Raw genomic sequence first — 25,895 nt, 5'->3', positions numbered from 1 at the left:
TGTCTTATTGGTAGAGGCTACCGGCGTTGACGATTGGCTGAGCATTGGTGTCGGAACACAACACAACCAACAGGTTGGAAACCATCGCGGCGCGTCGCTCTGGATCCAAATCCACAATTTCACGTTGCTCAAGCTGGTCAAGTGCGGTTTCCACCATGGTGACAGCGCCCTCGACGATCTTTTCGCGGGCATCAACAATCGCGGAAGCCTGCTGGCGCTGCAGCATCGCCTGGGCAATTTCCGGTGCGTAGCTCAAGGAAGAGATGCGGGCTTCGACGATTTCAAGACCTGCAACAGCTGCTCGTTGTGCCACCTCATCTGCGAGTTCTTCACTGACCTCATCGGTAGCGCCACGCAAGGAAACACGACCATCAACTGGGGAATCATAGGGGTGCTGGGTTGCCACGTGACGCAGTGCGGACTCGGCCTGCTGGTGCAGGAACTCTTCGAAATCCTCCACAGAGAAGCTAGCCTGTGCAGTATCGGCTACCTGCCACACGATGATCGCTGCAATGTTGATGGGGTTGCCGTTGTAGTCATTAACTTTGGCTTCGTTGGTTTCAAAGTTTCGGACCCTCACGGACACTTTCTTCGTCACAGACAGTGGGGGAACGAAAGACAACCCAGTTCGACGCAGGGTTCCGATGTATCGTCCAAAGAACTGCACAGTCAGAGTATGTCCAGGGCTGACCACCTTCACCGAAGTTATGGTGACCACCAATGCAACAGTGAAAACGACGATGCTGGCAATCAGTCCCGTAACCGCAAGTGTTCCACCGCCATCGTTTTCTAAAGTGTTGATGGATTGAGCGAAGAAAACTCCACTGGCAATCATGAGCACAATCATTGCGAGCAGTGCGAAAGCTGCTGGACCTGCGCCCAAAGACCACACGTTCTTCTCATTAATGCTGACGCGTGCGCCTTCGTGTCCCACTGGTTCTGTGGCGACAGCTCCAGGAGTGCGCTCTTCTATGGTGCTCATGGTGGTGCTCCTTTTAAGTCTGGGGTGCTGAAAAAGAATGTGATATCAGTTTAACAGAAAGTGATATCACATTAAAAGGGGATTTCTAATTTCGGGAGGGTGGGAGGCGGTTTAAAGGGTTAGATTTCCGGAATGTTCTCAAGTGTGGGCGGGGTTGATTTGAGTGCTTAGGGGCAAATCTGGAGAGTGTCCATTTTGTGACTAGTGGGGCAGGAGTGAAACCTGAAAGGTTGCTGATCAAATTCTCACCACATCCGTGAGGTCCAACCAGTTGATCGAACTGATTTTTGCATTAAACCGACTCTGGGACGCAAGGATCCACCACAAACTGTAACCCGCCAGGAATTTGTGGTGTATTTTCGCACATCCTTTCCCCTATTAGTCCTCTATGGCAGCAAGCCTGCCAGAGGAGCCTATCCAGCACTAGACCCCAACTAGAACCCAACCCCAAAACCAGAAAACACTAAGCTCGTGAGACATGATTCCTGTTCTCATCGACTGCGACACCGGCATCGACGACGCCCTCGCCCTGATCTACCTGGTTGCTTTGCATAAACGTGGTGAAATCCAACTTTTTGGAGCAACGACCACCGCAGGAAATGTTGATGTGAAACAAACCGCCATCAATACCAGGTGGGTGTTGGATCAGTGTGGATTAGCGGACATCCCGGTCCTCGCAGGACAACCTGAACCAAAGCACGTGCCGCTAGTGACTACTCCAGAAACACACGGCGACCATGGCCTTGGTTATATAAACCCAGGTCACGTCGAAATTCCAGAAGGTGACTGGAAGCAGCTGTGGAAAGAACACCTCAGTAACCCAGAAACTAAGCTGATTGTCACCGGGCCCGCCACCAACCTTGCGGAATTCGGGCCAGTGGAAAACGTCACGCTGATGGGTGGCACCTACCTTTATCCAGGCAACACCACTCCAACGGCAGAATGGAATACCTGGGTTGATCCACACGGAGCTAAAGAAGCATTCGCGGCAGCCCAAAAGCCCATTACGGTGTGTTCCTTGGGCGTGACCGAGCAGTTTACGCTGAACCCGGACATCCTTTCTACACTTATCAACACGCTTGGCAGCCAACCCATCGCAGAGCATTTACCTGAGATGCTGCGCTTTTACTTTGAATTTCACGAAGTGCAGGGCGAAGGTTACCTTGCTCAAATTCATGACCTGCTGACCTGCATGATTGCCTTGGATAAAATCCCATTTTCAGGCCGTGAAGTAACCGTGGACGTGGAGGCTGATTCGCCCTTGATGCGTGGCACCACTGTTGCAGATATTCGCGGACATTGGGGCAAGCCAGCTAACGCATTTCTTGTGGAAACCGCAGACATTGAGGCCGCCCACGCGGAACTTCTAAGAGCAGTGGAATGAAATAATCCGGTGCTGATGCAGGGCAACTCGCTTAATCTGGCAGACAACAGCGAGAGAAAGAAGCCCATGCCGTCACCAGGAGAACTTTTAGCCGCCCGCTACGGACAACCTGCAACCTGGACGCCACCGCAGTGGAATGAGACGCTTGATGTCATTCACCAGCATCGATCAGTTCGCAGGTGGTTGGATAAACCGGTTGATGATGACACCATCCGCACCATTATTTCCGCCGCACAATCGGCTGGAACCTCTTCCAATAAGCAGGTCATTTCTGTCATCGTGGTTAAAGATCCTGAGCTGAGGAAAGGCCTCGCGGGGATCACTCGCCAGATGTTTCCGCACCTTGAGCAGGTTCCCGCGGTGCTGATTTGGTTGATTGATTATTCCCGAATCAGTGCGGTGGCAGCCAGAGAAGATCTCCCAACAGGGGCTCTTGATTATCTCGATGAGGCCGCGTTGGGGTTCCTCGACGCCGGAATCGCAGCTCAAAACGCTGCAATTGCTGCGGAGTCACTTGGATTGGGAACGCTCTATTTGGGTTCGGTGCGCAACGATGCGGAAGCCGTGCAGAAATTGCTTGGCCTTCCACCTGAGATCGTGCCTGTCGTGGGCTTGGAAATTGGGCATGCGGATCCGTCTGAACCTGCCGGAATTAAACCTCGCCTGCCACAAGAAGCCATTGTTCACTGGGATACCTACACCGAGAAAAACCTCGAACTTATCGATTCCTACGACCGCGCCCTCGACACTTACTATTCTCGCTACGGCCAGCACCAGCTCTGGTCGAAGCAGACGGCGCATAGGGCGGCGTCGAAAAGCATTACAAAAACCAACAGGCAGTTCCTTAGGCGCGTGTTTGAGCGCGCCGGGTTTGGGCTGAGATAAAAGCATGCTTATCGACGCCTCCCTCCCCTCAAGGTTTCTCTGCATGCAAAGAATTTTCCGTTAGTCCGATATACTTTCAAATCGTTTCCGCCAGCACGAGGTGACATACTGCTGGCTTGTTTTTGCATTCGACGATCTGCATGGGGATTACTATGTCACGCTCATCTAAAATTTCGGTCGCGTTTGGTGGCCTACTCATCGCTGCTACCTGGCTGTATTTGGTCTTGGTCAGGCCTACCGATTGGGAATCAGTGGGTGGTTCCACGGAAGCGTTGATCACGTTGGTGGGCTATGTTGCCGGCACGATCGCGTTGTTGGTTGGTGTGCTGCCTACGCTTCCAGCCAGGACCATTGCGATCATTCCTGTGGCTTTGGTGCTCAATATTTTGTTAGGCCAAGTCACTGGTTCTTTTGTCATTCCGCTGTATTTAGATGCGGTGGGCACAGTGCTGGTCGCAGCTCTTGCTGGTCCTAGTGCTGGTTTGGCAACAGGTGCTTTAAGTTCTGTGGTGTGGGCGTTGTTCAATCCGCTGGCTTTGCCGTTTGCTGCAGGTTCCGCGCTGACTGGTTGGTTGACCGGTGTGGTGATTAAAAAGGGTGCGTTTAAGAATATCTTCGCCACCATCATCTCTGGTGCGGTCATTGGTTTGATCACGGGTGCTGTCGCTGCCCCGGTTGCGGCGTTTGTTTATGGCGGAACCGCCGGTGTGGGAACTGGTGCGGTGGTTAGCCTCTTCCGCGAAATGGGTAACTCTTTGCTCGCATCGGTAACCTGGCAGTCGTTTATTTCCGATCCTTTGGATAAGGCCATTGTTATGCTCATTGTGTTTGTGGTGGTCAAGTCGCTACCCAAGCGCACCACTAGGGCATTGGTTCCGCAGCGGGTTCCGGAGGACGTCGCTTAAACATGAATCCTTTGACATGGATCATTGGCGCATTCAGCATGTGGATCGTGGTGCTGGGCGTTAATAAGCTTGGTTTAAGCATCGCAGTGATCATCATCGCGCAGGTCGTGGCGATGATTCGGGTGCGCAATGTATCTGTGTTGGCTTCAACAGCATTGTTATCGGTTCCTGCATTGGCCTCGATGGCGCTGATTCACATGCCGTATTCTTCCGACGGCTGGTTGATTGCTCTTACCTTGACGGCTCGTTTTAGTGCGTTGATGTCTATTTTCCTCCTTGCAGCAACAGCGATTACTATTCCTGAGCTGGTGAAATCCCTATATCGTTGGCCCAAGCTGGCGTATATCGTGGGTTCTGCATTGCAGATGATTCCGCAGGGTAAACAGACCTTGGCGTTGGTTCGTGATGCCAATGCTTTGCGCGGGCGCAGCGTTAAAGGTCCCGTGCGCGCGGTGAAATATGTGGGTTTGCCCCTGATTACACATTTACTTAGTGCAGGTGCCGCGCGAGCGATTCCCTTGGAGGTCGCAGGCCTGGACAGGCCGGGGCCGCGTACGGTGTTGGTTGAGGTGGTGGAGGGGCGCGTCGAAAAGCATTGTCGCTGGTTGTTGCCGCTTTTGGCAGTCGGGATGGCGTGGTGGCTCTAACTCAAATCGTCGGACCGTCCGGCTCCGGGCTCACGCGGGAATTGGAAAAACGCTACCGGGAAACGCCCGGAGCGGTGATGCTGACCGCCGACCCGCGCGCGCATATCACCTACCTGCGCGCGACAGTCGCCGAGGAGCTGGCCTTTGGGCTGGAACAACGCGGCATCGTACCCGCGCAGATGTGGGAGCGCGTCCGAAACATCGGGCTCGGCCTCGAGAATCTGCTAGACCGCGCACCCGCGCAACTTTCCGGCGGGCAAACACGGCGGCTGGCGATCGGCACCGTCGCCATCTTAGAGGCGCCAACGATGCTTCTCGACGACCCCCTCTCCGGTCTTGATACCTCCTCGCGAGCCCAACTCATCACAATGTTGGAATCATATGAGGGCGATGTCATCGTCGCTGCGCACAAGCGGTGGCTCGACGCGCCGACTGTGTACTTAGGGGATTTGGAGGAGCTGTCCCTGCCTGCGCGGGTGGAATTTTCCGGTCCATCGCGAACGTTTTCAGCGATTACAGGAACCCGCGGACAACAACGCCGACGCTGGTGGCAATTCAACGAATCCCAACCACAGTTTCAGATCGGCCCCCTGGATATTACTGTTTCTGCAGGTCAAGTGCTGTGGTTGCAGGGTCCCAATGGTTCAGGGAAGTCCACACTCCTGCGTGGTCTTGCCAATGAACCCGGCACTGAATTGATGCTGCAAAACCCTAGCGATCAAGTCATTGACTCCACTGTTGCTAATTGGGTGCCAGGCAGTAACAGTGAAGAACATCCGCTGGATTTATCGCAACGCGAACTCCGCCTTGCCCAATGCGACGCAGCCCTGGGTAATAACCCGGAAGTTTTGCTTGCTGATGAACCCGACGTCGGCCTTGATGTCGGCGGTCGAAACGCCATCCACCAGCGCTTTGCGGATTTCTTAGGGAATGGGGGAGCGCTGATCCTGACCTGCCATGATGAAACCTTCGTGGCAGAGGTAGCTGAATACGCGATAGTGAAGGAAATGGGGCTCTAGGTTTCTTTGGACCAAACCACAGTGCCCACGGATCGGGTTTTCCGAGTTCGTGGGCACTGTGGTTTGTTTTATCGCCCTCGATACCGGTCACAGATGCCCAAGTTTTGGGTTTCGAGGCTTCGTGGGCACTGTGGTCTGGTGCAGTCAGGAATCTACCTCGGGGTCTGAAAGAAGCGACCTCTCAGAATCGCGTCTAAGAGCCTGAACGCACCCAAGCTATACAAAGAGCTCATCTCATGACTTCGACCCGTTAGATGAGCACTCAACAGAAAAGGCCCTTCAGAATTACATCTGAAGGGCCATAAGGGATCTCGCTTAACGGGCAGTGACCTGACCAAACAGCTTGGCCACCGGAGCGATAATCGTTGGACGCAATGCCACAAATGCTCCAATGATCACCACCAACGACGCCACGAACCAACCAAAACCAACCCAGTTCACAACGTCTTGACCTGCATACATATGGTTGAAATTGCGCAACGCGCCGGTCGCCAACACCAAGAACACGTGGATACAAATGAACACGATGTAATACACCATCACTGGCATGTGCAGCGCACGAGCAAACCCGATGGGGATCAACTTATTCATCGTCGCATTGTTCTTAGGCCAGTAACTCGACATCCGGAAACCAGACACAATCGACAACGGTGCCGCAATAAAGACAGTGAAGAAGTACGTCAGCTCCTGCAAACTGTTGTAATTCGCCCAACCATTCTCAGTCGGCCAATCCAACGACACATACTGCAAACCAGCACTCAGCGCGTTCGGGAACACATCCCAACTGGTTGGAACAATGCGCATCCACTGACCCGTCGCGAACAACAAAATGATGAACACCGCACCGTTGATGATCCACAACAAATCCAAAACCAGGTGGATCCACAACGTCAAGGAGATCTTCTTGCCACCCTTTTTCGGCGTCCAATAACCCTTTGGCCTGCGGGTTCTATTGATCTCAATGCCCGTCTTGATAATCAACACCATGAAGAACATGTTGAAGAAGTGCTGCCAACTCAGCCACGTTGGAATTCCTACTGGCGCACCTTCGGGGTTGTCATATTTACCCGGATACTTCTCGACGAAGTCCTGCAACCACTCCGTGGTAAACGCCCATTTGGCAAGGACCACCGCGATTGCAGCCACGACAATTGCTCCGAGAACCAGGACACCAAGAGTCATTGCCCACTGCTTACGTGTAATTGGCTGCGCCAACCGAACTCTCAGCGGCAGTTCCTTCTTCGCATTTCCAGCTTCATCTGTGCGAGGTCGTTTCTCTGCATCTTGGAATACTGGCTTTGCGTGAGCAGCAGCTTGGGCAGGGGCTCCTGGTGCTGCTGGAATTCCTGGTGCTTGAATGCCGGGAGCTGCGGGAATGCTTGGGGTTCCAGGTGCGTCTGGTGCTCCTGGGACTGGTAAGGAAGCTCCGGGAGTTGGGACACCTGGGGTTGGAAGGCCAGGACTTGGGATTCCGGATGCTCCGGGTGCACCAGGTGCTCCGGGAACGGGAAGTGCCTCACCTGGAGTCGGAAGGGCACCGCCAGGTGTTGGGGGCGCACTGCCAGGAGTCGGAAGTGCACCGCCAGGTGCGGAAATTCCTGGTGCAGGTGGGGTGACAGATCCTGGTACTGGAATGCTTGGAACGCTTGCGCCAGGTGCACTAACCCCAGGTGCTGGGACAGGAGTTGCACTTCCAGGCACAGGGATTGCTGTGCCTGGTGTTGGAATTGCACTGCCTGGGGCACTAGGTGCTGCCGGGATCGAGATTCCCGGAGCTGGAACAGCAGCGCCGGGAGCTGCAGGAACGTTAGGAACCGCAGGTGCGGACGCTCTCGGAGCTGGGACGGAACCTCCCGGAGCCACTGGAGTTGGCAATGCTCTACCGGGTGCTGGAATAGAACTTCCAGGTACGGGTAGTTTCGCCGCCACAGTTGGAGGTACTGCGTCCTGCTCAGTTTTCGCTGGTGTAGGAATGGCGCCTCCAGGTGCAGGAATAGCATTTCCTGGCGCTGGGGGAGTGGTGGAAATTTTGTTCTGTGGCGAGGTGCCGTCCATAGGAGGTGTCGTCTCTTGCTGCATTCTCGAAGGGGCTGTCACTGTCTGTCTTTGGTATTTAGGGTAGTTCGCATTTGGTGAAATTCCATATCGTGAGCTGGTTTGTTTCATACTGTGACGTTGTGTTGGGTGGGTGATGCTTTCGAATCGGGCACGCTGGAAAGTCATGTGGGCTGGTGCATGGTTAGCGTGTTCGAAGAAACATTACTAGACTGCATAGTCTATACGCATTGAACGATACGGTCTAAAACTCCAGGGAAAACAGACAGAATCCAGCGTCAGTTAGCCGGAAATTCGATACAGTGGCGATGAACGCGATATTAGAAAGAAAAAGATGACGCTTTACGACGAAACCCTCACCCTCCTTCAGGAACTTATCCGCAACGCCTGCGTGAATGATCTAACCCCAGATTCAGGTCAGGAAATTAGAAACGCGGAAAGCCTAGAACGTTTCTTTGAAGGAACCCCCAACGTTAAAATCACCAAGCTGGAACCGCATCCGGGCCGGACCTCAATTATCGTGACTGTTCCAGGCAGCGATCCAGATGCTGAGCCTTTAACACTGCTTGGACATACTGATGTTGTGCCTGTTGATCTGCCTAAATGGACTAAAGATCCATTCGGTGCGGAGATTTCGGATGGACAGATTTGGGGTAGAGGGTCCGTCGATATGCTCTTTATTACCGCAACCCAAGCGGCCGTCACCCGTCAAGTAGCCCGTGAAGGCGGCCTGCGTGGCACGCTGACATTCGTTGGCGTTGCTGATGAGGAAGCCCGCGGCGGACTCGGAGCGAAGTGGCTTTCCGAAGAACACCAAAACCTCTTCAGCTGGAAAAACTGCCTCTCCGAATCCGGTGGATCGCACCTTCCAGTCCACGACGGCAGCGACGCAGTAGTAATTAACGTTGGAGAAAAAGGTGCAGCTCAACGTCGTATTCACGTCAATGGCGATGCTGGTCATGGTTCCATTCCTTTCGACCGTGACAGCGCTATTGTCAAGATCGGTGAAGTCGCCCGCCGAATCGCTGCCGCCGATCTGAAGGTAGCCAAGGACGATATCTGGCAAGGCTTCGTCCAAGCGCACCGTTTCGACCCAGAAACGGAGCAGGCGCTTCTTAGCGGGACCTCCCCTGAGGCCTACGCAGAGTTCGGCGGACTCTCCCGCTTCGCCCACGCGGTGTCTCATCTCACGATCGCCCAAACTGTGGTTCGTGCAGGTCAAGCCATCAATGTATTGCCATCGCATGCGTACTTGGAACTGGATATCCGTACCCTTCCAGGCCAAACCAATGACTATGTTGATGACACCCTGCGTGCTGCTCTGGGCGATCTTGCCGATGAAGTAGAAATCGAACACCTCATCTCTGAAGAAGCAACGGTGAGCCCAACTGATTCCAGGTTGTATAACACCTTGGAAAAAGTTCTTGGTGATTTCTTCCCCGATGCGCCTGTGGTCCCAATTATTTCCTCTGGTGGCTCTGACCTGCGCTTTGGTCGTCGACTAGGCGGTGTTGGTTATGGTTTTGCAGTTCATGCACGTGAACGAACTTTGGCGGAAGCAATGGGGCAACTTCACTCCCATGACGAGGCGCTGTACCTGGAAGATCTTGAACTGACTGTTCGGGGTTATGACTCCGTCGTGCGTGAATTCCTAGGCTAAAAACATGAAGCAGGAGTCTTTTCAATTGAACGGGTTCTGAAACTAAGCACCGTTTGAAGCGCCACAACTGCAAGAACGACGCCTGCCAACAAGGGCATTCCGCCCATGGCAATTAACGGTCCGGCGATCAACCCGCCTGAAGCTCCCGCAAGATTCATCGTTAGGTCGCTGCGCCCCTGGGCGTAGGTGCGGTGGTGGATGGGGGTGGCGTCGACAAGCAATGTTGAAGAACCGACGAGGGCAGAGTTCCAGCCGAGCCCAAGCAGGATCATGGATGTGATCATGGCCCACTGTGGTTCGGGCCAAATGATAAGAAATGCTGCGGATGTGGCGAGCATGGCGAAGCCGGAATAGATGGTGACATTGCGGCCGAGTTTGTCTGTGAGCAGGCCGAACACTGGTGAGAGTGCGTACATTCCGGCGACGTGCAAACTGATGGTGAAGCCGATGATGGTGAGGCTGGCGCCGTGGCCTTGCATGTGGATGGCGGCCATGGACATGAGACCGACCATGGAGAAGTGTGCGGTTGCAACCGATGTGATGGCTTGGAGGGCTTTCGGGGTGAGGCGCTTCTTTTCTGTTGGTGCATTTGGGGTGGCTTCGGGTTTGAGGCCTTTGGGGAGGGTGAATCGCCAGACTGCGATGGCGATGAGCTGGCCAAATAAACACAGCAGGTATGCGCCGGCATGTTGTTCGAGGCCCAGGGTTTCGCTGAATCGGGCGCTTGGTTCAAATAAATTTGGTCCGGCGATTGCGCCGATGGTGGTGGACCACACAACGATCGAGAGGTCGCGGCCGCGGGTTTCTTCACTGGCCACGTCGGTTGCGGCGAAACGTGCTTGGAGGTTAACCGCCGACATGGATCCGAGGAACAAAAATGCCAAAAGTACTACTGGAAACAAGCCGAATTGTGCGCCGAGGATCGCCAGTAGTGCGCCCACGCAACCAAGCAACATGCCCGTGCTGAGTGAAGTTCGGCGATCGTATGTGGAGACCATGCGGGCAAGGGGAATCGAAAAGATAGCTGCGCCGATCGTGGTCAATGTGGCGGCTGATCCTCCCCACGAAGCTCCCGCCAAGTGTGCTGCCAGCAAACTTCCCATCGATAGCGTCACGCCATTGGATGCACCAACCATGATTTGGGCGAAAATCAGGCCGCTGAGAACACGGGTGCGCTGAGGGTGAGGTTGGGGCGACGAGGCGTGCATGGACTTTAGGTTAGGTTATTGAGCAGATTTATTTGGGCTTTTGTCTAGGGTGGGGAGCTATGTTCTTGACAAAGGTTTCGCTGCTTGATCATCCGGAGTCATTGCCGGGGTATTTATCGAGCCTGGCGATCGTGGAATATCTGCATGAACAGCCGTTGGAGTTTCGTGCACCGATTACTGTGATTACTGGTGAAAATGGGGTGGGTAAATCCACGTTGGTTGAGGCTTTGGCGGTGGGGATGCGCCTTAATCCGTCTGGTGGCTCTAGGCATGCAAACTTTGGCAGGGAAGGCGATATTGTGTCGTCGCTTCATCAGTCGTTGAAGTTGGTGCGGAGAGAAAACCCTCGGGATGCGTTCTTTTTTCGGGGTGAGACGATGTATAACGTGGCTTCCTATTATGAGGAGTTAATGGGGGAAAAGAACATGCATGATCTTCACAAGATGAGCCATGGCGAATCGGTATTTGCGGTGATTGATCGGCGTTTTAACAATCAAGGATTTTTTGTTTTGGACGAGCCTGAGGCAGGCCTTTCCATGCTGAGGCAGTTGGAGTTGTTGGGAAAGTTGGGCAACCTTGCTCGAGGTGGTGCGCAGATCATCATGGCTACGCACTCTCCAATATTGTTGGCTATTCCGGGGGCAGAGATCCTTGAAATTACATCTTCGGGTGTTGCAAAGGTGAATTTTGAGGATGCGGAGGCTGTTCGTGCGGCTCGGGAATTTGTGGCAGATCCGCGAGGTACGGCGGCGTTTCTGACTGCGGAGGAGGATCACCAATGATGCCGTATATCACCGATATTGCAGCGCTTGAACATGTGGGTGTGGCTGCTGCTTGGACAGAGAAGGTTCCTGCTTTTCGGGTGTTGAGAGAAAAGCGCATGCTGGACTTTCGTGCGCCGATCACCGTCATAACCGGGGAAAACGGTGTGGGTAAGTCGACATTGCTGGAGGCTATCGCGATCAATGCGGGCTTCGACACAGCAGGTGGTGAACACACCGGAAAGTTCAAACCTTCCGACAACCCTTTGCAAACTGTGGCAAAAGCACACAAGGGAAAAGAGCCGATGCGGGGGTATTTCCTGCGGGCGGAAACTCATTTCAACGTCGCGTCTGGATATCGCGATGAGGCTCCCGGCTGGGTGAACCTTCATCACATGTCGCACGGGGAGTCGGTGATGCATATTGTGCAGAATGCTTTTGTGGGCAAGGGGCTGTATCTGATGGATGAGCCTGAAGCGGGGCTATCGTTCATTCGACAGATGGCGATTCTGGCGGAGCTTAATTTTCTGGCGGAAAGTGGTGCGCAAATTATCATCGTGACGCATTCGCCGGTGTTGATGGCTATTCCGGGTGCAGAAATTTGGGAGTTTAGTGCATCGGGGGAACTGCATCGAGGGTTTGATTTTGAGGTGACAACGGCGTTTCGAGCGCTACGTGACTTCTTTGAGGATCCGGAAGAAATTGCTGAGTACATGATGGACGTCATGATGGACAACAAGGGGGAGTCCTAGCTCACAAGTAGTTCTCGAATGGATCACAAAACCTTGAAGAATGATCTACAAATCACTGTGCGCTAAATGATTTAAAATGATCCAAATAAGCATATATCGAGGTCAATGAGTTTTAACACTCTGATTGGGGGTGAATCTCAAAGAATTCCATCAAGGACTTTTAGGGATCACGGCAAGCCATTTAATGTAGTCCACACCACAGTGAAGCGGTGACGTGAATCACCCAAGCACTTAGGCATCAAACATTCAAGAGCTTGTTGTCCAAAAGTCCGACCGAGAGGGATTCCCCCAAAATGGCCGAAGTAGGAGCAGAACCCGCAGGGTCTGCACAATCCAAAACTAAACAATTTGTTGTAGGTACCGCAGCGGTGGTCATCACTGCAATCGCTGCGTTTTTCTCCATCCAGTCTGCATCCGGTGGCGAGGATATTCGTTCCAACATGACGCTGATTGCTCCTGCAGCTGCAGGTGGAGGTTGGGATACTTTCCAACGTGAGCAGCAGCAGTCTATGCGCGTGAATAAGATCGTGAACAATATTCAGGTGGTCAACATCCCTGGAGCTGGTGGAACCATTGCACTTGGCAAACTGTCTACCATGACTGCACCGAACACCTTGATGGTGGGTGGAACGGGGCATATCGCAGCACAAATTCAATTCGATACCCCTGCGAAAATCCAGGATGTCACCCCAATTGCTCGTGTGGTGGAAGAGTTCGACATCATCACCGTGCCAGCGGATTCTCCATACAACACCCTTGAAGAGCTCATTGAAGGTTGGAAGGCAGATCCAGCAGGAGTGTCCTGGACCGGTGGTGGTTCCTTTGACCAGCTTGTTATGACAGAAATTGCACTGTCTGCAGGTATAGATCCTAAGCAAACCACCTTTATTCCTTCTGATGGTGGTGGCGAAGCGATTCAGGCGCTACTGAACGGAACCGCAAAGGCATCAACTGGTGGTTTTGCTGATATGTATCCGCAGGTAGAAGCCGGTCGATTGAAGGTTTTGGGAATTGCTGCAGAAGAACGCCTTCCAGGTTCTGACATTCCAACGCTAGTGGAACAAGGCTATGACGTGACCTTGACCAACTGGCGTGCCATGTTCGCTCCTCCTGGTTTGAGCGATGATCAAATTGCGGAACTTCGAGCAATCGTTGCGGAGTCTGTGGAGACTGCTGAATGGCAGTCCGCGGTGGAACGAAACTACTGGATGAACGCCTCACTTGAAGGCGAAGAACTCGACCAGTTTGTTGAAGATGAAATTGACCGAATTGATCAGCTATTCAAGGAGATGGGCTAGTGAACGTCACTGAACAATCCGGCGAGTCCCATATCGACATCCCGGAATCACACCAGCTGCCCGGACCTCGTCCAGTTGGCGAGGGCACTTTCTGGGAAGGCCGCTCCGGGCTCATCATGCCCGCAATTCTTACGGCATTTAGTTTGTATTTGCTCATCGGTGTTTTAAACATGGATGTGGGCAATGCAGCATTCCCAGGACCTCGATTCTTCCCAACAATCCTCGGCATCGCGGGTTTGTTGGTGGCAGTGGCATTGACCATTCAAACCATCAAGTACCCCATGCATCCAGAAAATGAATCTGGCCGAAGCTGGAAATTCCACTCTGATTACGTCTCACTCGCGTGGGCGATCGGTGGCTTCTTCGCCTTTGCAGTCTTGCTTCCATATCTTGGCTGGGTCCTTGCTGGCTCCTTGTTGTTCTGGACAATGACCAGGGCTTTCGGTTCCAAACGCCCAGGTTTCGATGTTCTTGTTTCCCTCATGATGAGCTCCGTGGTCTACCTCGCATTCGATGTGGGCTTGGGACTTAATCTTCCTTCCGGACTTTTGGGTGGTGGCTTTTAATGGATATTTTGTCCCTCTTGATGGAAGGTTTCGCCGGCGCGCTAACGCCGATGAACCTCCTCTGGGTGATTGTCGGCTGTTTGCTCGGCACCGCGGTTGGCGTCATGCCTGGTCTTGGATCCTCCATGGCTGTGGCGCTGCTGCTGCCAATGACCTTCGCGCTTGATCCAACTGCCGCGTTCATTATGTTCTCTGGCGTATATTTCGGTGGTCTCTTCGGTGACTCCACGATGGCAATTTTGATGAACACCCCAGGTCAGGCATCGGCAATCGCCTCAACATTCGAGGGCCACCGCATGGCTCTTAACGGCCGTGCGCCACAGGCTCTGGCTACCGCAGCGATCGGTGCCTTCATCGGCGGTATCGTCTCCTCCTTCATCGTGGTCTTCCTCGCACCAACCCTGGCGGAACTGTCCACCGCATTCGGCCCCGCCGAGTACTTCGCACTGGCACTCTTCGCGTTCGTCGCCACCTCCTCCGTGGTGTCCGACTCCGTGTTTAAGGGACTTGCGTCCCTCATTTTCGGCCTCGGCATTGCGACCATCGGCATCGATTCGGTCACCGGCATCGAGCGCTTCACGCTCGGGGCACCGCAGCTTTTCGACGGAATTTCCCTCGTTACTGTTACCGTCGCGATTTTGGCACTGGGAGAAGTGTTTTACATTGCAGCCCGCGCACGCCGTGACAAAGCAAATCTGGAGACGCGCTCTGCAGGCCGTCCGTGGCTTACCGGAACGGAATTCAAAGAAGCCGCTCCAGCCTGGGCACGCGGAACCATCATTGGTCTGCCTTTCGGTGTGATCCCTGTTGGTGGATCTGAAGTTCCAACCTTCTTGGCTTACTCCACCGAGCGCGCATTGGATAAACGACGCAAAGATCCGCAGTTCGGCGATAAAGGTGCAATCCGAGGACTCGCTGCTCCTGAAGCTGCAGGTAACGCCACCACAGGCATGGCGATGGGCGCTCTTCTTGCCCTGGGTCTCCCAGTCTCTGCAACTGCGGCCATCATGTTGGCAGCGTTCCGCCAGTACGGAATCCAGCCCGGACCACTACTCTTCGATCGCAACCCTGAACTTGTCTGGGCACTTCTTGCCAGCTTCTTCATCGCGATGATCGTCCTGCTGTTCATCAACCTGCCGTTCGCACAGCTGTGGGCAAAGCTCCTGCTCATTCCAAACCACTACCTCTACTCCGGCATCGCATTGTTCTGTGGCCTGGGCATTTACGCCACCTCCGGCGCAGTGTTCGACCTGCTCATGCTGCTCGGCATCGGTGTCGTGGCTTTGATCATGCGTCGCTACGGTTACCCGCTGGCACCGCTGATGATCGGTATGGTTCTTGGACCTTTGGCTGAAACCTCCCTCCGCGACGCACTACTGTCCTCGGTTGGCGATTTCTCCATCCTCGTCTCCAGCCCCATCACCTGGTCCCTCTACGCAGTGCTCGCCATCTTCATCGCGGTCAGTGTCATCACTGCAATCCGCGGTCGTCGCAAGCACCTGACTTCTCAGCTCGAAACCATCGACGCTTAAAGTCCCCGTATAGAAACAGGCAAACCGTAGCTGTGGCTACGGTTTGCCTGTTTCTTGTTTAAGGCCTCGAAGTCGCTTAGAGACCATTCTGTGGGGTCATTTTTCGGCCAGTGCGACCAGCCTTTCGAGGTCTGCTGCGACTGCTTGGCAATCTTCTTCGAAGTTTTCGTTGGGGCGGACGGTGAAAATGAGTTCGGAGCCGGTGTCGTGGGGGATGACTCGGAAAGGGTTGAGCACTTTAGTTCCGTCGGGGAGGGTGACTACGTGGTCGAGGATTCCGTAGGTGTTTATTGGGGTGAATTCGGTGTGAACTAGGCCCATGGGGGATTCCAAATGGAGGGAGTTGGCGTCGATAAGCGAAAGCGTCCCGCTTGCTAAACCTGAAGCCCAAGCGGGCAGCCTAGGAAGATCGCGCGCTATCTCGTAAATTTTTTGGTCGGGTGGCGGTGCTGAGGAGGGTGACATGTCTGGAAGCAGATTGACGCATGCTTTCTAGCGTAATGTGGGTCACAGAAAATGCTCTCGCTTGGAAGGCAGGAATCCGATGAAAGCCGATCTCACCCCGTACCGTCAGTTCAATGGAAATGCCAAAGAAGCAATGGAGTTCTACCAAACAGTTTTTGGTGGCGAGCTTCAGATGATGCCGTTTTCCGCCATGCATTCTGAGGAGGAAGTTGGTGGTGACGGCGAGAAAATCATGCACGCTGAGCTGGTCGTTGATGGTCAGAAGTTGCTTTTTGCCAGTGATATTCCGCGCGTGATGCAACGAATGAAGGGCGAGGACACTCCGTTGTCGCTGACTGGTGGCGCTGAGCTGGAAGAGGAAATTCGTGGCTACTGGGAGAAGTTGTCTGAGGGCGGCACCGTGACCATGCCTTTGGAAGCTGTTCCTTGGGGTGCGGTTTATGGTGCGCTGGAGGATCGCTTTGGAACTCACTGGATGTTCAACATCGGTGGCTAAAACTTTTGGAAACTTATTGAATTCGGGTGAGGCAACTGCAACTCTGGACTTAAAGCTTGATTTTGAGCATTGAGGAAAAGGTGGTTGCCATGAAAGAAGATCTTCAACGAAGGGCCGTTGTTAAGGCGTTCATTATCTTCTTGCTTGGAGTTCTCACCGGAATGTACATCAGCATCATGTATGCCAATGCGCTGGTTGCGCTTGGTTTTATGATCGCCGGATTGGTAGTGGCAGTGCTGGTTTATATGGTGAATCGGCCGCGCAAGGTGGAAAGCGAAAGTCCCCGCCTCGAATAAAACGAGCGGGGACTTTAAAAGTCGCTAAACCTAGACTGAGGATCGGAAGGCGAAAGCCGAGATAGGCTAATTAATTCTGTTGAAACTTTTTAGCCAGTTCGGTTAAGAAGTGATCTACAATCCCGTCGGCGTAAATTTTCACACGTTCTCGAAAGCTTTCAGTAACAACAGGCTCGACTTCACGTCCGTAAGCGTGAAAGTTGTATCCAATAGAAGTAGCTGCCACGAGGTCGCTGCTCGCTCTTTTCCCATCTCGAGCTGCTATTACTATGGATAGCGGGTGGAAGATTTGTTTTGGAGAGTTGCTATTGAAAGCTAAGGTCAGACAATAGCTATCAGGGAAAGCGTTATAGCCCTCTGGCAGATTGAATGGGGAACCGATAAAAATCCGTTGAAGTAGAAACTCCAACCCATTCCTTTTTCCTTCTTCATCCAATCGAGATCGGATTTCTGTAAATAAACTTTCTTGGAGCCTATGTGCAGCATCATGTAATTCTGGTAATACGCGAGTGGGGCGTAGCGCATCCGAAAGCTTAGCCGAACCAGATTTACCCGCGATCGGGGTAGTGAGATCAACGATAATAGAGTTAATAGTATCGGTCACTCGTTCAGCAAAGAATCTAATCAGCAGGAGCGGGTTATTCTTGTCCGCTGCTTCTAGAGCATGGATGTAATCTCTGCGTTGATCTTGGTAGATTACGAGAGGGACACCAGGATCTTTGTATAGAAAAACACTAGCCAAGGCTCGTGCAACTCGTCCATTCCCATCTGCAAAAGGATGAATACATACGAAAGCATAGTGGGCATAGGCAGCTTGAATAACCTTCTCGGCTGCTAAGAATTCCTTAGATTCAAGTTCTGAAATAAATCTAGCCATTTCAGCAGGAGTATCTTCAACTGGGGCGTATGCATGTACAGATCCATCTGAGCGCTGTGGACTATTTGGCTGAGTTTTATACTCGCCTTTCTGAAGCGCCTGATTTTGGACTCCAACGGCTGTAAAAACCTCGTGGCTTTCTTGGCTCCGCAGAATGACGGCGTGCAAATTTCTAATCCATTGCTGAGAGATTGGAGTTCTACCAGTTACTGCATCGAGAACATACTCAAAGCCTTCTAGAGTATCGTCAAACGCAGGCTTAACATGTTTGCCTTTCATCGCCATTTGTTGCTCCCAAGCCCCTACCTGCGTTGCAACTGTATGGGTAAAACCGCGATCAGTTTGGAAGATTCCTTCTATGGCATTGGTATCAACTGCGGCAGCTCTTTTTGCTCTCTCTAGCGCAGCATCTAACGCAGAACGATCAGTGCTATCTTTCAAATCAGAAAAATGGCGTGAGGATTCGATGACATCTAAGAGCGACACCTCGATCTGTTTCCAATCGTCAAAACTCGGGAATGGCTGATAGTTGGAGCTTTGAATATTCTCATCATTCATACTGCTCAGTGTAGTGCGTTGCAATTTTTATCCCGGAAAGCGAAAGTCCCCGCCTCGAATAAATCGGGCGGGGACTGCTTCACGCGTTAAAACAATTTAGACAATTGCTGGAGCTTCGCGGGCCTGGCGGACCATTTCTTCCCAATCAACAATCTTCTTGCGCTCGCGGCCTTCGGCTTCACCGAGTGCGCGCTCTGCTGCGTCGAGTTTGTACCAGCCTTCCCAGGTGGTGAATGGGATGTTGCGGGAATCGAGAAGCTCGATGATGGCTTCTTCGCCCTGGTGCTTTGGAGCTTCAAGTACACCGGCGACGGCATCCTTGATGAGGATGTCGGTGGTTTCCTTGGCGTCGGACTTGGTGTTGCCGATTAGACCGATTGGTCCACGCTTGATCCAGCCGGTTGCATAGAGGCCTGGTACTGGTTCTGCGCCTGGAGCGGTGAGGACATGTCCGCCGTCATTAGGGATGACGTGCTTGTTCTCATCGAATGGGACGCCGTCGATGGGGTCGGACTTGTAGCCGACTGCGCGGTAGACAGCCTGGACTGGCCAGTCCTTGAATTCGCCGGTTCCGTTTACGCCGCCGTTGCCATCAAGTGAGGTGCGTTCGGTGCGCAGGCCAACAACCTTGCCGTCCTTTTGAAGAACCTCAACTGGGTTTTCAAAGAGGTGGATCTGCAGGGTGTGCGGAGCGTCCTTTGGCTCGCGGATTGCGTACTGTTCCAGGATCTGGCAGACCAGGTCCTGGGACTTGGATGCGCGGCGGGCTTCTTCAGAGGCGCCGTCGTAGTCGATGTCTTCTGGATCAACAACCACGTTGATGGTGGGGGAGTGGTCGAGTTCTTTGAGTTCCTGTGGGGTGAACTTGACCTGTGCTGGGCCACGACGTCCGAAAACGTGCACTTCAGTGGCCTTGTTTTCTTTGAGGGAGTCGTAGACGTTGTCGGAAATTTCGGTGACTTTGAGCTCGTCGCCTGTCTTAGCCAGGATGCGGGCTACGTCGAGGCCGACGTTACCAACGCCGATAACAGCGACGGACTGTGCAGACAGATCCCAGGAGCGCTCGAAGCGTGGGTTGCCGTCGTAGAAGCCAACGAACTCGCCGGCACCGAAGGAGCCTTCTGCTTCAATTCCGGGGATGTTGAGGTCGCGGTCTGCAACTGCGCCGGTGGAGAACACGACTGCATCGTAGTAGTCGCGGAGTTCTTCGACGGTGATGTCTTTGCCGATTTCAATGTTACCGAGCAGGCGCAGGCGTGGCTTGTCCAACACGTTGTGCAGGGACTTAACGATGCCCTTGATGCGTGGGTGGTCTGGAGCAACGCCGTAACGGATGAGTCCGAACGGTGCAGGCATTTGCTCGAAAAGGTCAACGAACACTTCGCGCTCTTCATTGCGGATGAGGAGGTCGGATGCGTAAATGCCAGCAGGGCCAGCTCCGATGACGGCTACGCGCAGGGGAGTTGTCATGTGTTTGAAGTTGCCTTTCGTGAGCCCTTTTATGGAAACAAGGGTGTGAAAATCAAGTAGTTAAAGGTGTTTCAAGTCCAGGCTGTTTAACACTCCTAGACCGCTTGGTCTGTAAACGTAGCAGCGAAATGCGACAATGCGAAGACTTTTGCTTAATTAAATTCAAACTCCATGAAAAAACTAGACAGATCGGTCTATTATATTCACGGTGAACCTAACCTAATATCCCCAGGTTAATTCATTTAAACGGGCATTAGGTGACTCCATTGCTTTCAGTCTCATGAATCTAATGGTTGGTCTAGACAGAGCGGTACGTCTAAGTTTGCGGATAGATCAAACCGAGTGACATGTACTTCACTAGCTCTTTAAGGATTAACTCCCCATGACAACAACCACCGGAAGTGCCCGGCCAGCACGTGCCGCCAGGAAGCCTAAGCCCGAAGGCCAATGGAAAATCGACGGCACCGAGCCGCTTAACCATGCCGAGGAAATTAAGCAAGAAGAACCCGCTTTTGCTGTCAAGCAGCGGGTCATTGATATTTACTCCAAGCAGGGTTTTTCTTCCATTGCACCGGATGACATTGCCCCACGCTTTAAGTGGTTGGGCATTTACACCCAGCGTAAGCAGGATCTGGGCGGTGAACTGACCGGTCAGCTTCCTGATGATGAGCTGCAGGATGAGTACTTCATGATGCGTGTGCGTTTTGATGGCGGACTGGCTTCCCCTGAGCGCCTGCGTGCCGTGGGTGAAATTTCTAGGGATTATGCTCGTTCCACCGCGGACTTCACCGACCGCCAGAACATTCAGCTGCACTGGATTCGTATTGAAGATGTGCCTGCGATCTGGGAGAAGCTAGAAACCGTCGGACTGTCCACCATGCTTGGTTGCGGTGACGTTCCACGTGTTATCTTGGGCTCCCCAGTTTCTGGCGTAGCTGCTGAAGAGCTGATCGATGCCACCCCGGCTATCGATGCGATTCGTGAGCGCTACCTAGACAAGGAAGAGTTCCACAACCTTCCTCGTAAGTTTAAGACTGCTATCACTGGCAACCAGCGCCAGGATGTTACCCACGAAATCCAGGACGTTTCCTTCGTTCCTTCGATTCACCCAGAATTCGGCCCAGGATTTGAGTGCTTTGTGGGCGGTGGCCTGTCCACCAACCCAATGCTTGCTCAGCCACTTGGTTCTTGGATTCCACTTGATGAGGTTCCAGAAGTGTGGGCTGGCGTCGCCGGAATTTTCCGCGACTACGGCTTCCGACGCCTGCGTAACCGTGCTCGCCTCAAGTTCTTGGTGGCACAGTGGGGTATTGAGAAGTTCCGTGAAGTTCTTGAGACCGAATACCTCGAGCGCAAGCTGATCGATGGCCCAGTTGTTACCACCAACCCTGGCTACCGTGACCACATTGGCATTCACCCACAAAAGGACGGCAAGTTCTACCTCGGTGTGAAGCCAACCGTTGGACACACCACCGGTGAGCAGCTCATTGCCATTGCTGATGTTGCAGAAAAGCACGGCATCACCAGGATTCGTACCACGGCGGAAAAGGAACTGCTCTTCCTCGATATTGAGAGAAAGAACCTTACTACCGTTGCACGCGACCTGGATGAAATCGGACTGTACTCTTCACCTTCCGAGTTCCGCCGCGGCATCATTTCCTGCACCGGCTTGGAGTTCTGCAAGCTTGCGCACGCAACCACCAAGTCACGAGCAATTGAGCTTGTCGACGAACTGGAAGAGCGCCTCGGCGATTTGGATGTTCCCATCAAGATTGCACTGAACGGTTGCCCTAACTCTTGTGCACGCACCCAGGTTTCCGACATCGGATTCAAGGGACAGACCGTCACTGATGCTGACGGCAACCGCGTTGAAGGTTTCCAGGTTCACCTGGGCGGTTCCATGAACTTGGATCCAAACTTCGGACGCAAGCTCAAGGGCCACAAGGTTATTGCCGATGAAGTGGGAGAGTACGTCACTCGCGTTGTTACCCACTTCAAGGAACAGCGCCACGAGGACGAGCACTTCCGCGATTGGGTCCAGCGGGCCGCTGAGGAAGATTTGGTGTGAGTCTTCGGAGGAAACCCAATCCCAACCGCAACCACCCTCTGTACTGCCCATACTGCGCGGGAGAAGTTCTTTTCCCCGATGAGCAAACAGAATTCGCGTGGTTGTGTGCGGATTGCACCAGAGTTTTTGAAGTGAAATATCACGGCCAGGACGATCCAGTGCACAGGCCAGCACCAGCAAAGTCCACATCGCAAGCATTAAAAGAATCTCTCGAAAGACACAAAAGAGGTGAGTCGCAACAATGAGCTTTCAACTAGTTAACGCCCTGAAAAATACTGGTTCGGTAAAAGATCCCGAGATCTCACCCGAAGGACCTCGCACGACCACACCGTTGTCACCAGAGGTAGCAAAACATAACGAGGAACTCGTCGAAAAGCATGCTGCTGCGTTGTATGACGCCAGCGCGCAAGAGATCCTGGAATGGACAGCCGAGCACGCGCCGGGCGCTATTGCAGTGACCTTGAGCATGGAAAACACCGTGCTGGCGGAGCTGGCTGCGCGGCACCTGCCGGAAGCTGATTTCCTCTTTTTGGACACCGGTTACCACTTCAAGGAGACCCTTGAAGTTGCCCGTCAGGTAGATGAGCGCTATTCCCAGAAGCTTGTCACCGCGCTGCCGATCCTCAAGCGCACGGAGCAGGATTCCATTTATGGTCTCAACCTGTACCGCAGCAACCCAGCGGCGTGCTGCCGAATGCGCAAAGTTGAACCGCTGGCGGCGTCGTTAAGCCCATACGCTGGCTGGATCACCGGCCTGCGCCGCGCTGATGGCCCAACCCGTGCTCAAGCCCCTGCGCTGAGCTTGGATGCCACCGGCAGGCTCAAGATTTCTCCAATTATCACCTGGTCATTGGAGGAAACCAACGAGTTCATTGCGGACAACAACCTCATCGATCACCCACTTACCCATCAGGGTTATCCATCAATTGGATGCGAAACCTGCACCCTTCCTGTTGCTGAAGGACAAGACCCTAGGGCCGGCCGTTGGGCTGGAAACGCCAAGACAGAATGCGGACTTCACTCATGACCACAACCGTTGCATCAGTACTATCCCCACACCTTAAAGATCTTGAAAATGAATCCATCCACATCCTCCGCGAGGTAGCTGGCCAGTTTGATAAGGTCGGCCTGCTGTTTTCCGGCGGTAAGGATTCCGTCGTGGTGTACGAGCTTGCGCGCCGCGCTTTCGCTCCAGCTAACGTGCCTTTTGAATTGCTGCACGTGGACACCGGCCACAACTTCCCAGAGGTTTTGGAATTCCGCGACAACCTGGTGGAGCGCACCGGCGCCCGCCTGCGCGTAGCTAAAGTCCAGGACTGGATCGATCGCGGTGACCTGCAGGAACGCCCAGACGGCACCCGCAACCCACTGCAGACTGTCCCTTTGGTGGAGACCATCGCTGAGCAGGGCTACGACGCAGTGCTTGGTGGCGCTCGCCGCGATGAGGAGCGTGCCCGCGCCAAGGAGCGTGTGTTCTCTGTGCGTGACTCCTTCGGTGGTTGGGATCCACGCCGTCAGCGCCCAGAGCTGTGGACCCTCTACAACGGTGGCCACCTGCCAGGCGAAAACATCCGTGTTTTCCCAATCTCCAACTGGACTGAAGCTGACATTTGGGAGTACATCGGCGCCCGTGGCATCGAACTTCCACCGATCTACTTCTCCCACGACCGCGAAGTTTTCGAGCGCGACGGCATGTGGCTGACCGCAGGCGAGTGGGGTGGACCAAAGAAGGGCGAGGAGATCGTCACCAAGACTGTCCGCTACCGCACCGTCGGCGATATGTCCTGCACCGGTGCTGTGCTCTCCGAAGCCCGCACCATTGACGATGTGATCGAAGAGATCGCCACCTCCACCCTTACCGAACGTGGCGCAACCCGCGCCGATGACCGCCTCAGCGAATCCGCAATGGAAGACCGCAAGAAGGAAGGCTACTTCTGATGACTGCTCCAACCTTGAATAAAGCATCCGAAAAGATTGCATCACGCGAGACCCTTCGTCTGTGCACCGCAGGTTCCGTAGATGATGGCAAGTCCACCTTCGTCGGCCGCCTCCTGCACGACACCAAGTCTGTTCTTGCTGATCAGCTGGCTTCCGTAGAGCGCACCTCCGCCGACCGTGGCTTCGAAGGCCTCGACCTGTCACTCCTCGTCGACGGCCTGCGCGCCGAGCGTGAGCAGGGCATCACCATCGACGTTGCCTACCGCTACTTCGCCACCGACAAGCGCACCTTCATCCTGGCTGATACCCCAGGTCACGTGCAGTACACCCGCAACACCGTCACCGGCGTCTCCACCTCCCAGGTTGTAGTTTTGCTTGTCGACGCCCGCCACGGCGTCGTCGAGCAGACCCGCCGCCACCTGTCCGTATCGGCTCTGCTGGGCGTACGCACGGTGATCCTCGCAGTCAACAAAATTGACCTTGTTGATTACAGCGAAGAAGTCTTCCGCAACATTGAAAAGGAATTCGTTGGCCTGGCATCTGCACTTGATGTCACAGACACCCACGTTGTTCCAATCTCTGCGCTCAAGGGCGACAACGTTGCAGAACCTTCCACCCACATGGATTGGTACACCGGACCAACCGTGCTGGAAATCCTGGAAAACGTAGAAGTTTCCCACGGCCGTGCACACGACCTGGGCTTCCGCTTCCCAATCCAGTACGTCATCCGCGAGCACGCCACCGACTACCGTGGCTACGCCGGCACCATCAACGCTGGTTCCGTCTCCGTGGGCGATACCGTGTACCTACCTGAAGGCCGCACCACCCAGGTCACCCACATCGATTCCGCTGACGGATCCCTCCAGACCGCATCAGTTGGAGAAGCCGTTGTCCTGCGCCTAGCCCAGGAAATCGACCTCATCCGCGGCGAACTCATCGCTGGCGAAGACCGCCCAGAATCCGTTCGCTCCTTCAACGCCACTGTTGTTGGCTTGGCCGATCGCACCATCAAACCAGGTGCAGCAGTCAAGGTTCGCTACGGCACCGAGCTGGTCCGCGGACGCGTCGCAGCCATCGAACGAGTCCTCGACATCGACGGCGTCAACGACAACGAAGCACCAGAAACCTACGGCCTCAACGACATCGCACACGTGCGCATCGACGTTGCAGGCGAACTCGAAGTTGAAGATTACGCTGCCCGCGGCGCCATCGGATCCTTCCTCCTCATCGACCAATCCTCCGGCGATACCCTCGCAGCTGGCTTGGTTGGCCACCGCCTACGCAATAACTGGTCGATCTAGACCAGTGTCTTAGGCAAGACCCCATTTAGGACACCTCATGATTCCCCTGATTACGCTTTCCCACGGTTCCCGCAAAAAGTCCGCAGCTGCAGGCATTACTGCGCTGACTCATGAGGCCGGACGAATGCTGGAAACACCAGCCGTGGAAGCGCATTTAGAGCTTGCTGAACCTTCCCTTGATCAGGTTGTGGCAACGCTCAGTGCGGAAGGTGTAACCAGGGCAGCGTTGGTTCCTTTGCTGTTTAGCAATGCGTATCACGCAAAGATTGACGTTCCTGAGGCAGTAAAAGATGCTTCAGAAAAGTATGGTGTGGAACTTCTCGTGGGTCCGCATTTGGGCACTGGCTCCGATGTAGCCAGCGTGCTTGCGCAGCGGTTGAGTGCGGACGCCCCCACAGATGCCCATGTGATTTTGTATTCCGTTGGCAGCTCACACGTGTCCGCCAATGAATCAGTCATCGATCTTGCCCACACCATTGCTCTCCTCACTGGCTTTTCGGTTGAGGTGGTGCCCGCTACCGGTGGGCCAGGTGCCGGCGGCGCCGGAGTAATAGAGGTGGCCTCGAAACACAAGGCCGTCCACATCCTGCCGCTGTTTGTTACGGAAGGTTTGCTGCTGGATCGGGCTATTGATCAATCCGCCAACATCGCAGCTGCCACCGGCACAAACTTCACCTATTCCGAACCCCTAACTACTGACCTCGCACCACTTGTTGCAGCCCGTTACCACGCTGCATTGAGCGCACTGCTGGCACATATCTAAGACCGCTAA

At 54.0% G+C, this 25,895-nt stretch carries 24 protein-coding genes; 18 read left to right on the top strand and 6 right to left on the bottom strand.

Annotated elements, in window-relative coordinates; translation table 11 throughout:
* Window positions 1-4: 4 nt before the first annotated feature.
* Entirely contained in the window at window positions 5-982 is a 978-nt protein-coding gene (locus tag CGL_RS14125) for an SPFH domain-containing protein (protein WP_011015422.1), read from the bottom strand.
* Between the two features lie 478 nt (window positions 983-1,460).
* Between CGL_RS14125 and CGL_RS14120 the strand changes: the two genes are divergently transcribed.
* The 5 genes from CGL_RS14120 (at window position 1,461) to CGL_RS14100 (ending at window position 5,822) form a co-directional block, all read left to right on the top strand.
* A complete protein-coding gene (locus CGL_RS14120; RefSeq protein WP_011015421.1) occupies window positions 1,461-2,366 on the top strand; it encodes a nucleoside hydrolase in 906 nt (301 codons plus the stop codon).
* Between the two features lie 66 nt (window positions 2,367-2,432).
* A complete protein-coding gene (locus CGL_RS14115; protein ID WP_011015420.1) occupies window positions 2,433-3,251 on the top strand; it encodes an NADPH-dependent oxidoreductase in 819 nt (272 codons plus the stop codon).
* A gap of 152 nt (window positions 3,252-3,403) precedes the next feature.
* Window positions 3,404-4,156, top strand: a complete 753-nt coding sequence (locus CGL_RS14110; RefSeq protein ID WP_011015419.1) for a hypothetical protein — start codon at window positions 3,404-3,406, stop codon at window positions 4,154-4,156.
* 2 nt (window positions 4,157-4,158) lie between these two features.
* Window positions 4,159-4,803 carry an energy-coupling factor transporter transmembrane component T family protein gene (locus CGL_RS14105; RefSeq protein WP_011015418.1) on the top strand — a complete coding sequence of 215 codons (645 nt, stop codon included), beginning with the start codon at window positions 4,159-4,161 and terminating at the stop codon, window positions 4,801-4,803.
* Entirely contained in the window at window positions 4,794-5,822 is a 1,029-nt protein-coding gene (locus CGL_RS14100) for an ATP-binding cassette domain-containing protein (RefSeq protein WP_011266014.1), read from the top strand. Before CGL_RS14105 ends, CGL_RS14100 begins: the two co-directional genes overlap by 10 nt.
* Window positions 5,823-6,137: 315 nt before the next feature.
* On the opposite strand, the gene CGL_RS15845 is transcribed toward CGL_RS14100, so the two are convergent.
* A complete protein-coding gene (locus tag CGL_RS15845; RefSeq protein WP_011015416.1) occupies window positions 6,138-7,877 on the bottom strand; it encodes a cytochrome b/b6 domain-containing protein in 1,740 nt (579 codons plus the stop codon).
* A gap of 334 nt (window positions 7,878-8,211) precedes the next feature.
* On the opposite strand from CGL_RS15845, the gene CGL_RS14090 reads away from it, so the two are divergent.
* Window positions 8,212-9,537 carry a M20/M25/M40 family metallo-hydrolase gene (locus tag CGL_RS14090; protein WP_011015415.1) on the top strand — a complete coding sequence of 442 codons (1,326 nt, stop codon included), beginning with the start codon at window positions 8,212-8,214 and terminating at the stop codon, window positions 9,535-9,537.
* Here the strand turns inward: CGL_RS14090 and CGL_RS14085 are convergent.
* A complete protein-coding gene (locus CGL_RS14085) occupies window positions 9,534-10,745 on the bottom strand; it encodes an MFS transporter (RefSeq protein ID WP_011015414.1) in 1,212 nt (403 codons plus the stop codon). The two genes, CGL_RS14090 and CGL_RS14085, sit on opposite strands and share 4 nt — an antisense overlap.
* 59 nt (window positions 10,746-10,804) lie before the next feature.
* Here CGL_RS14085 and CGL_RS14080 point away from each other — a divergent pair, with 59 nt between their 5' ends.
* From CGL_RS14080 to tctA, 5 genes are all read left to right on the top strand, one after another.
* Window positions 10,805-11,527: an AAA family ATPase gene (locus CGL_RS14080; protein ID WP_011015413.1), complete on the top strand. Its 723-nt coding sequence runs from the start codon at window positions 10,805-10,807 to the stop codon at window positions 11,525-11,527.
* Window positions 11,524-12,258, top strand: coding sequence for an AAA family ATPase (locus CGL_RS14075; RefSeq protein WP_011015412.1), 735 nt, complete (start codon window positions 11,524-11,526; stop codon window positions 12,256-12,258). The genes CGL_RS14080 and CGL_RS14075 overlap by 4 nt, the downstream gene beginning before the upstream one ends.
* A gap of 293 nt (window positions 12,259-12,551) precedes the next feature.
* Window positions 12,552-13,556, top strand: a complete 1,005-nt coding sequence (tctC, locus tag CGL_RS14070) for a tripartite tricarboxylate transporter substrate binding protein TctC (RefSeq protein ID WP_011015411.1) — start codon at window positions 12,552-12,554, stop codon at window positions 13,554-13,556.
* Window positions 13,556-14,122: a tripartite tricarboxylate transporter TctB gene (gene tctB / locus CGL_RS14065; protein WP_011015410.1), complete on the top strand. Its 567-nt coding sequence runs from the start codon at window positions 13,556-13,558 to the stop codon at window positions 14,120-14,122. The genes tctC and tctB overlap by 1 nt, the downstream gene beginning before the upstream one ends.
* The gene (tctA, locus tag CGL_RS14060) at window positions 14,122-15,654 is read left to right on the top strand and encodes a tripartite tricarboxylate transporter permease TctA (RefSeq protein WP_011015409.1); all 1,533 of its coding nucleotides are present in this window, start codon (window positions 14,122-14,124) and stop codon (window positions 15,652-15,654) included. Before tctB ends, tctA begins: the two co-directional genes overlap by 1 nt.
* 96 nt (window positions 15,655-15,750) lie before the next feature.
* Here tctA and CGL_RS14055 read toward each other — a convergent pair whose 3' ends face one another.
* On the bottom strand, window positions 15,751-16,119 hold the full coding sequence (locus tag CGL_RS14055) for a hypothetical protein (RefSeq protein WP_011015408.1): 369 nt from the start codon (window positions 16,117-16,119) through the stop codon (window positions 15,751-15,753).
* Window positions 16,120-16,198: 79 nt separating this feature from the next.
* Between CGL_RS14055 and CGL_RS14050 the strand changes: the two genes are divergently transcribed.
* Window positions 16,199-16,615 (top strand): VOC family protein, encoded by a 417-nt coding sequence (locus tag CGL_RS14050; RefSeq protein WP_003853529.1) that lies wholly within the window; start codon window positions 16,199-16,201, stop codon window positions 16,613-16,615.
* An 89-nt stretch (window positions 16,616-16,704) separates the two neighbouring features.
* Window positions 16,705-16,911: a hypothetical protein gene (locus tag CGL_RS14045; RefSeq protein ID WP_020948647.1), complete on the top strand. Its 207-nt coding sequence runs from the start codon at window positions 16,705-16,707 to the stop codon at window positions 16,909-16,911.
* A gap of 70 nt (window positions 16,912-16,981) precedes the next feature.
* Here the strand turns inward: CGL_RS14045 and CGL_RS14040 are convergent, their stop codons facing one another.
* Together CGL_RS14040 and CGL_RS14035 are read right to left on the bottom strand one after the other, a co-directional pair.
* A complete protein-coding gene (locus CGL_RS14040; protein ID WP_003862769.1) occupies window positions 16,982-18,346 on the bottom strand; it encodes a Fic family protein in 1,365 nt (454 codons plus the stop codon).
* A gap of 96 nt (window positions 18,347-18,442) precedes the next feature.
* Entirely contained in the window at window positions 18,443-19,816 is a 1,374-nt protein-coding gene (locus tag CGL_RS14035; RefSeq protein WP_011015406.1) for an FAD-dependent oxidoreductase, read from the bottom strand.
* Window positions 19,817-20,198: 382 nt separating this feature from the next.
* Between CGL_RS14035 and CGL_RS14030 the strand changes: the two genes are divergently transcribed.
* The 5 genes from CGL_RS14030 to CGL_RS14005 all read left to right on the top strand — a co-directional run bounded on the left by CGL_RS14030 (window position 20,199) and on the right by CGL_RS14005 (window position 25,886).
* Window positions 20,199-21,884, top strand: coding sequence for a nitrite/sulfite reductase (locus CGL_RS14030; protein ID WP_011015405.1), 1,686 nt, complete (start codon window positions 20,199-20,201; stop codon window positions 21,882-21,884).
* 241 nt (window positions 21,885-22,125) lie between these two features.
* Window positions 22,126-22,911 carry a phosphoadenylyl-sulfate reductase gene (locus CGL_RS14020; RefSeq protein WP_003853541.1) on the top strand — a complete coding sequence of 262 codons (786 nt, stop codon included), beginning with the start codon at window positions 22,126-22,128 and terminating at the stop codon, window positions 22,909-22,911.
* Complete coding sequence (cysD, locus tag CGL_RS14015) at window positions 22,908-23,822, top strand: sulfate adenylyltransferase subunit CysD (RefSeq protein ID WP_011015403.1); 915 nt, start codon at window positions 22,908-22,910, stop codon at window positions 23,820-23,822. Before CGL_RS14020 ends, cysD begins: the two co-directional genes overlap by 4 nt.
* Window positions 23,822-25,123, top strand: a complete 1,302-nt coding sequence (locus CGL_RS14010) for a GTP-binding protein (RefSeq protein ID WP_003862775.1) — start codon at window positions 23,822-23,824, stop codon at window positions 25,121-25,123. The genes cysD and CGL_RS14010 overlap by 1 nt, the downstream gene beginning before the upstream one ends.
* Before the next feature lie 37 nt (window positions 25,124-25,160).
* Window positions 25,161-25,886 carry a sirohydrochlorin chelatase gene (locus CGL_RS14005; RefSeq protein WP_011015402.1) on the top strand — a complete coding sequence of 242 codons (726 nt, stop codon included), beginning with the start codon at window positions 25,161-25,163 and terminating at the stop codon, window positions 25,884-25,886.
* The last annotated feature ends 9 nt before the right edge of the window (window positions 25,887-25,895 follow it).

The organism is Corynebacterium glutamicum ATCC 13032, assembly GCF_000011325.1.
GTDB classification, from domain to species: Bacteria; Actinomycetota; Actinomycetes; order Mycobacteriales; family Mycobacteriaceae; genus Corynebacterium; species Corynebacterium glutamicum.
Note: the sequence above shows the minus strand (reverse complement) of the source record. Positions and strands in the feature narration are given on the sequence as shown.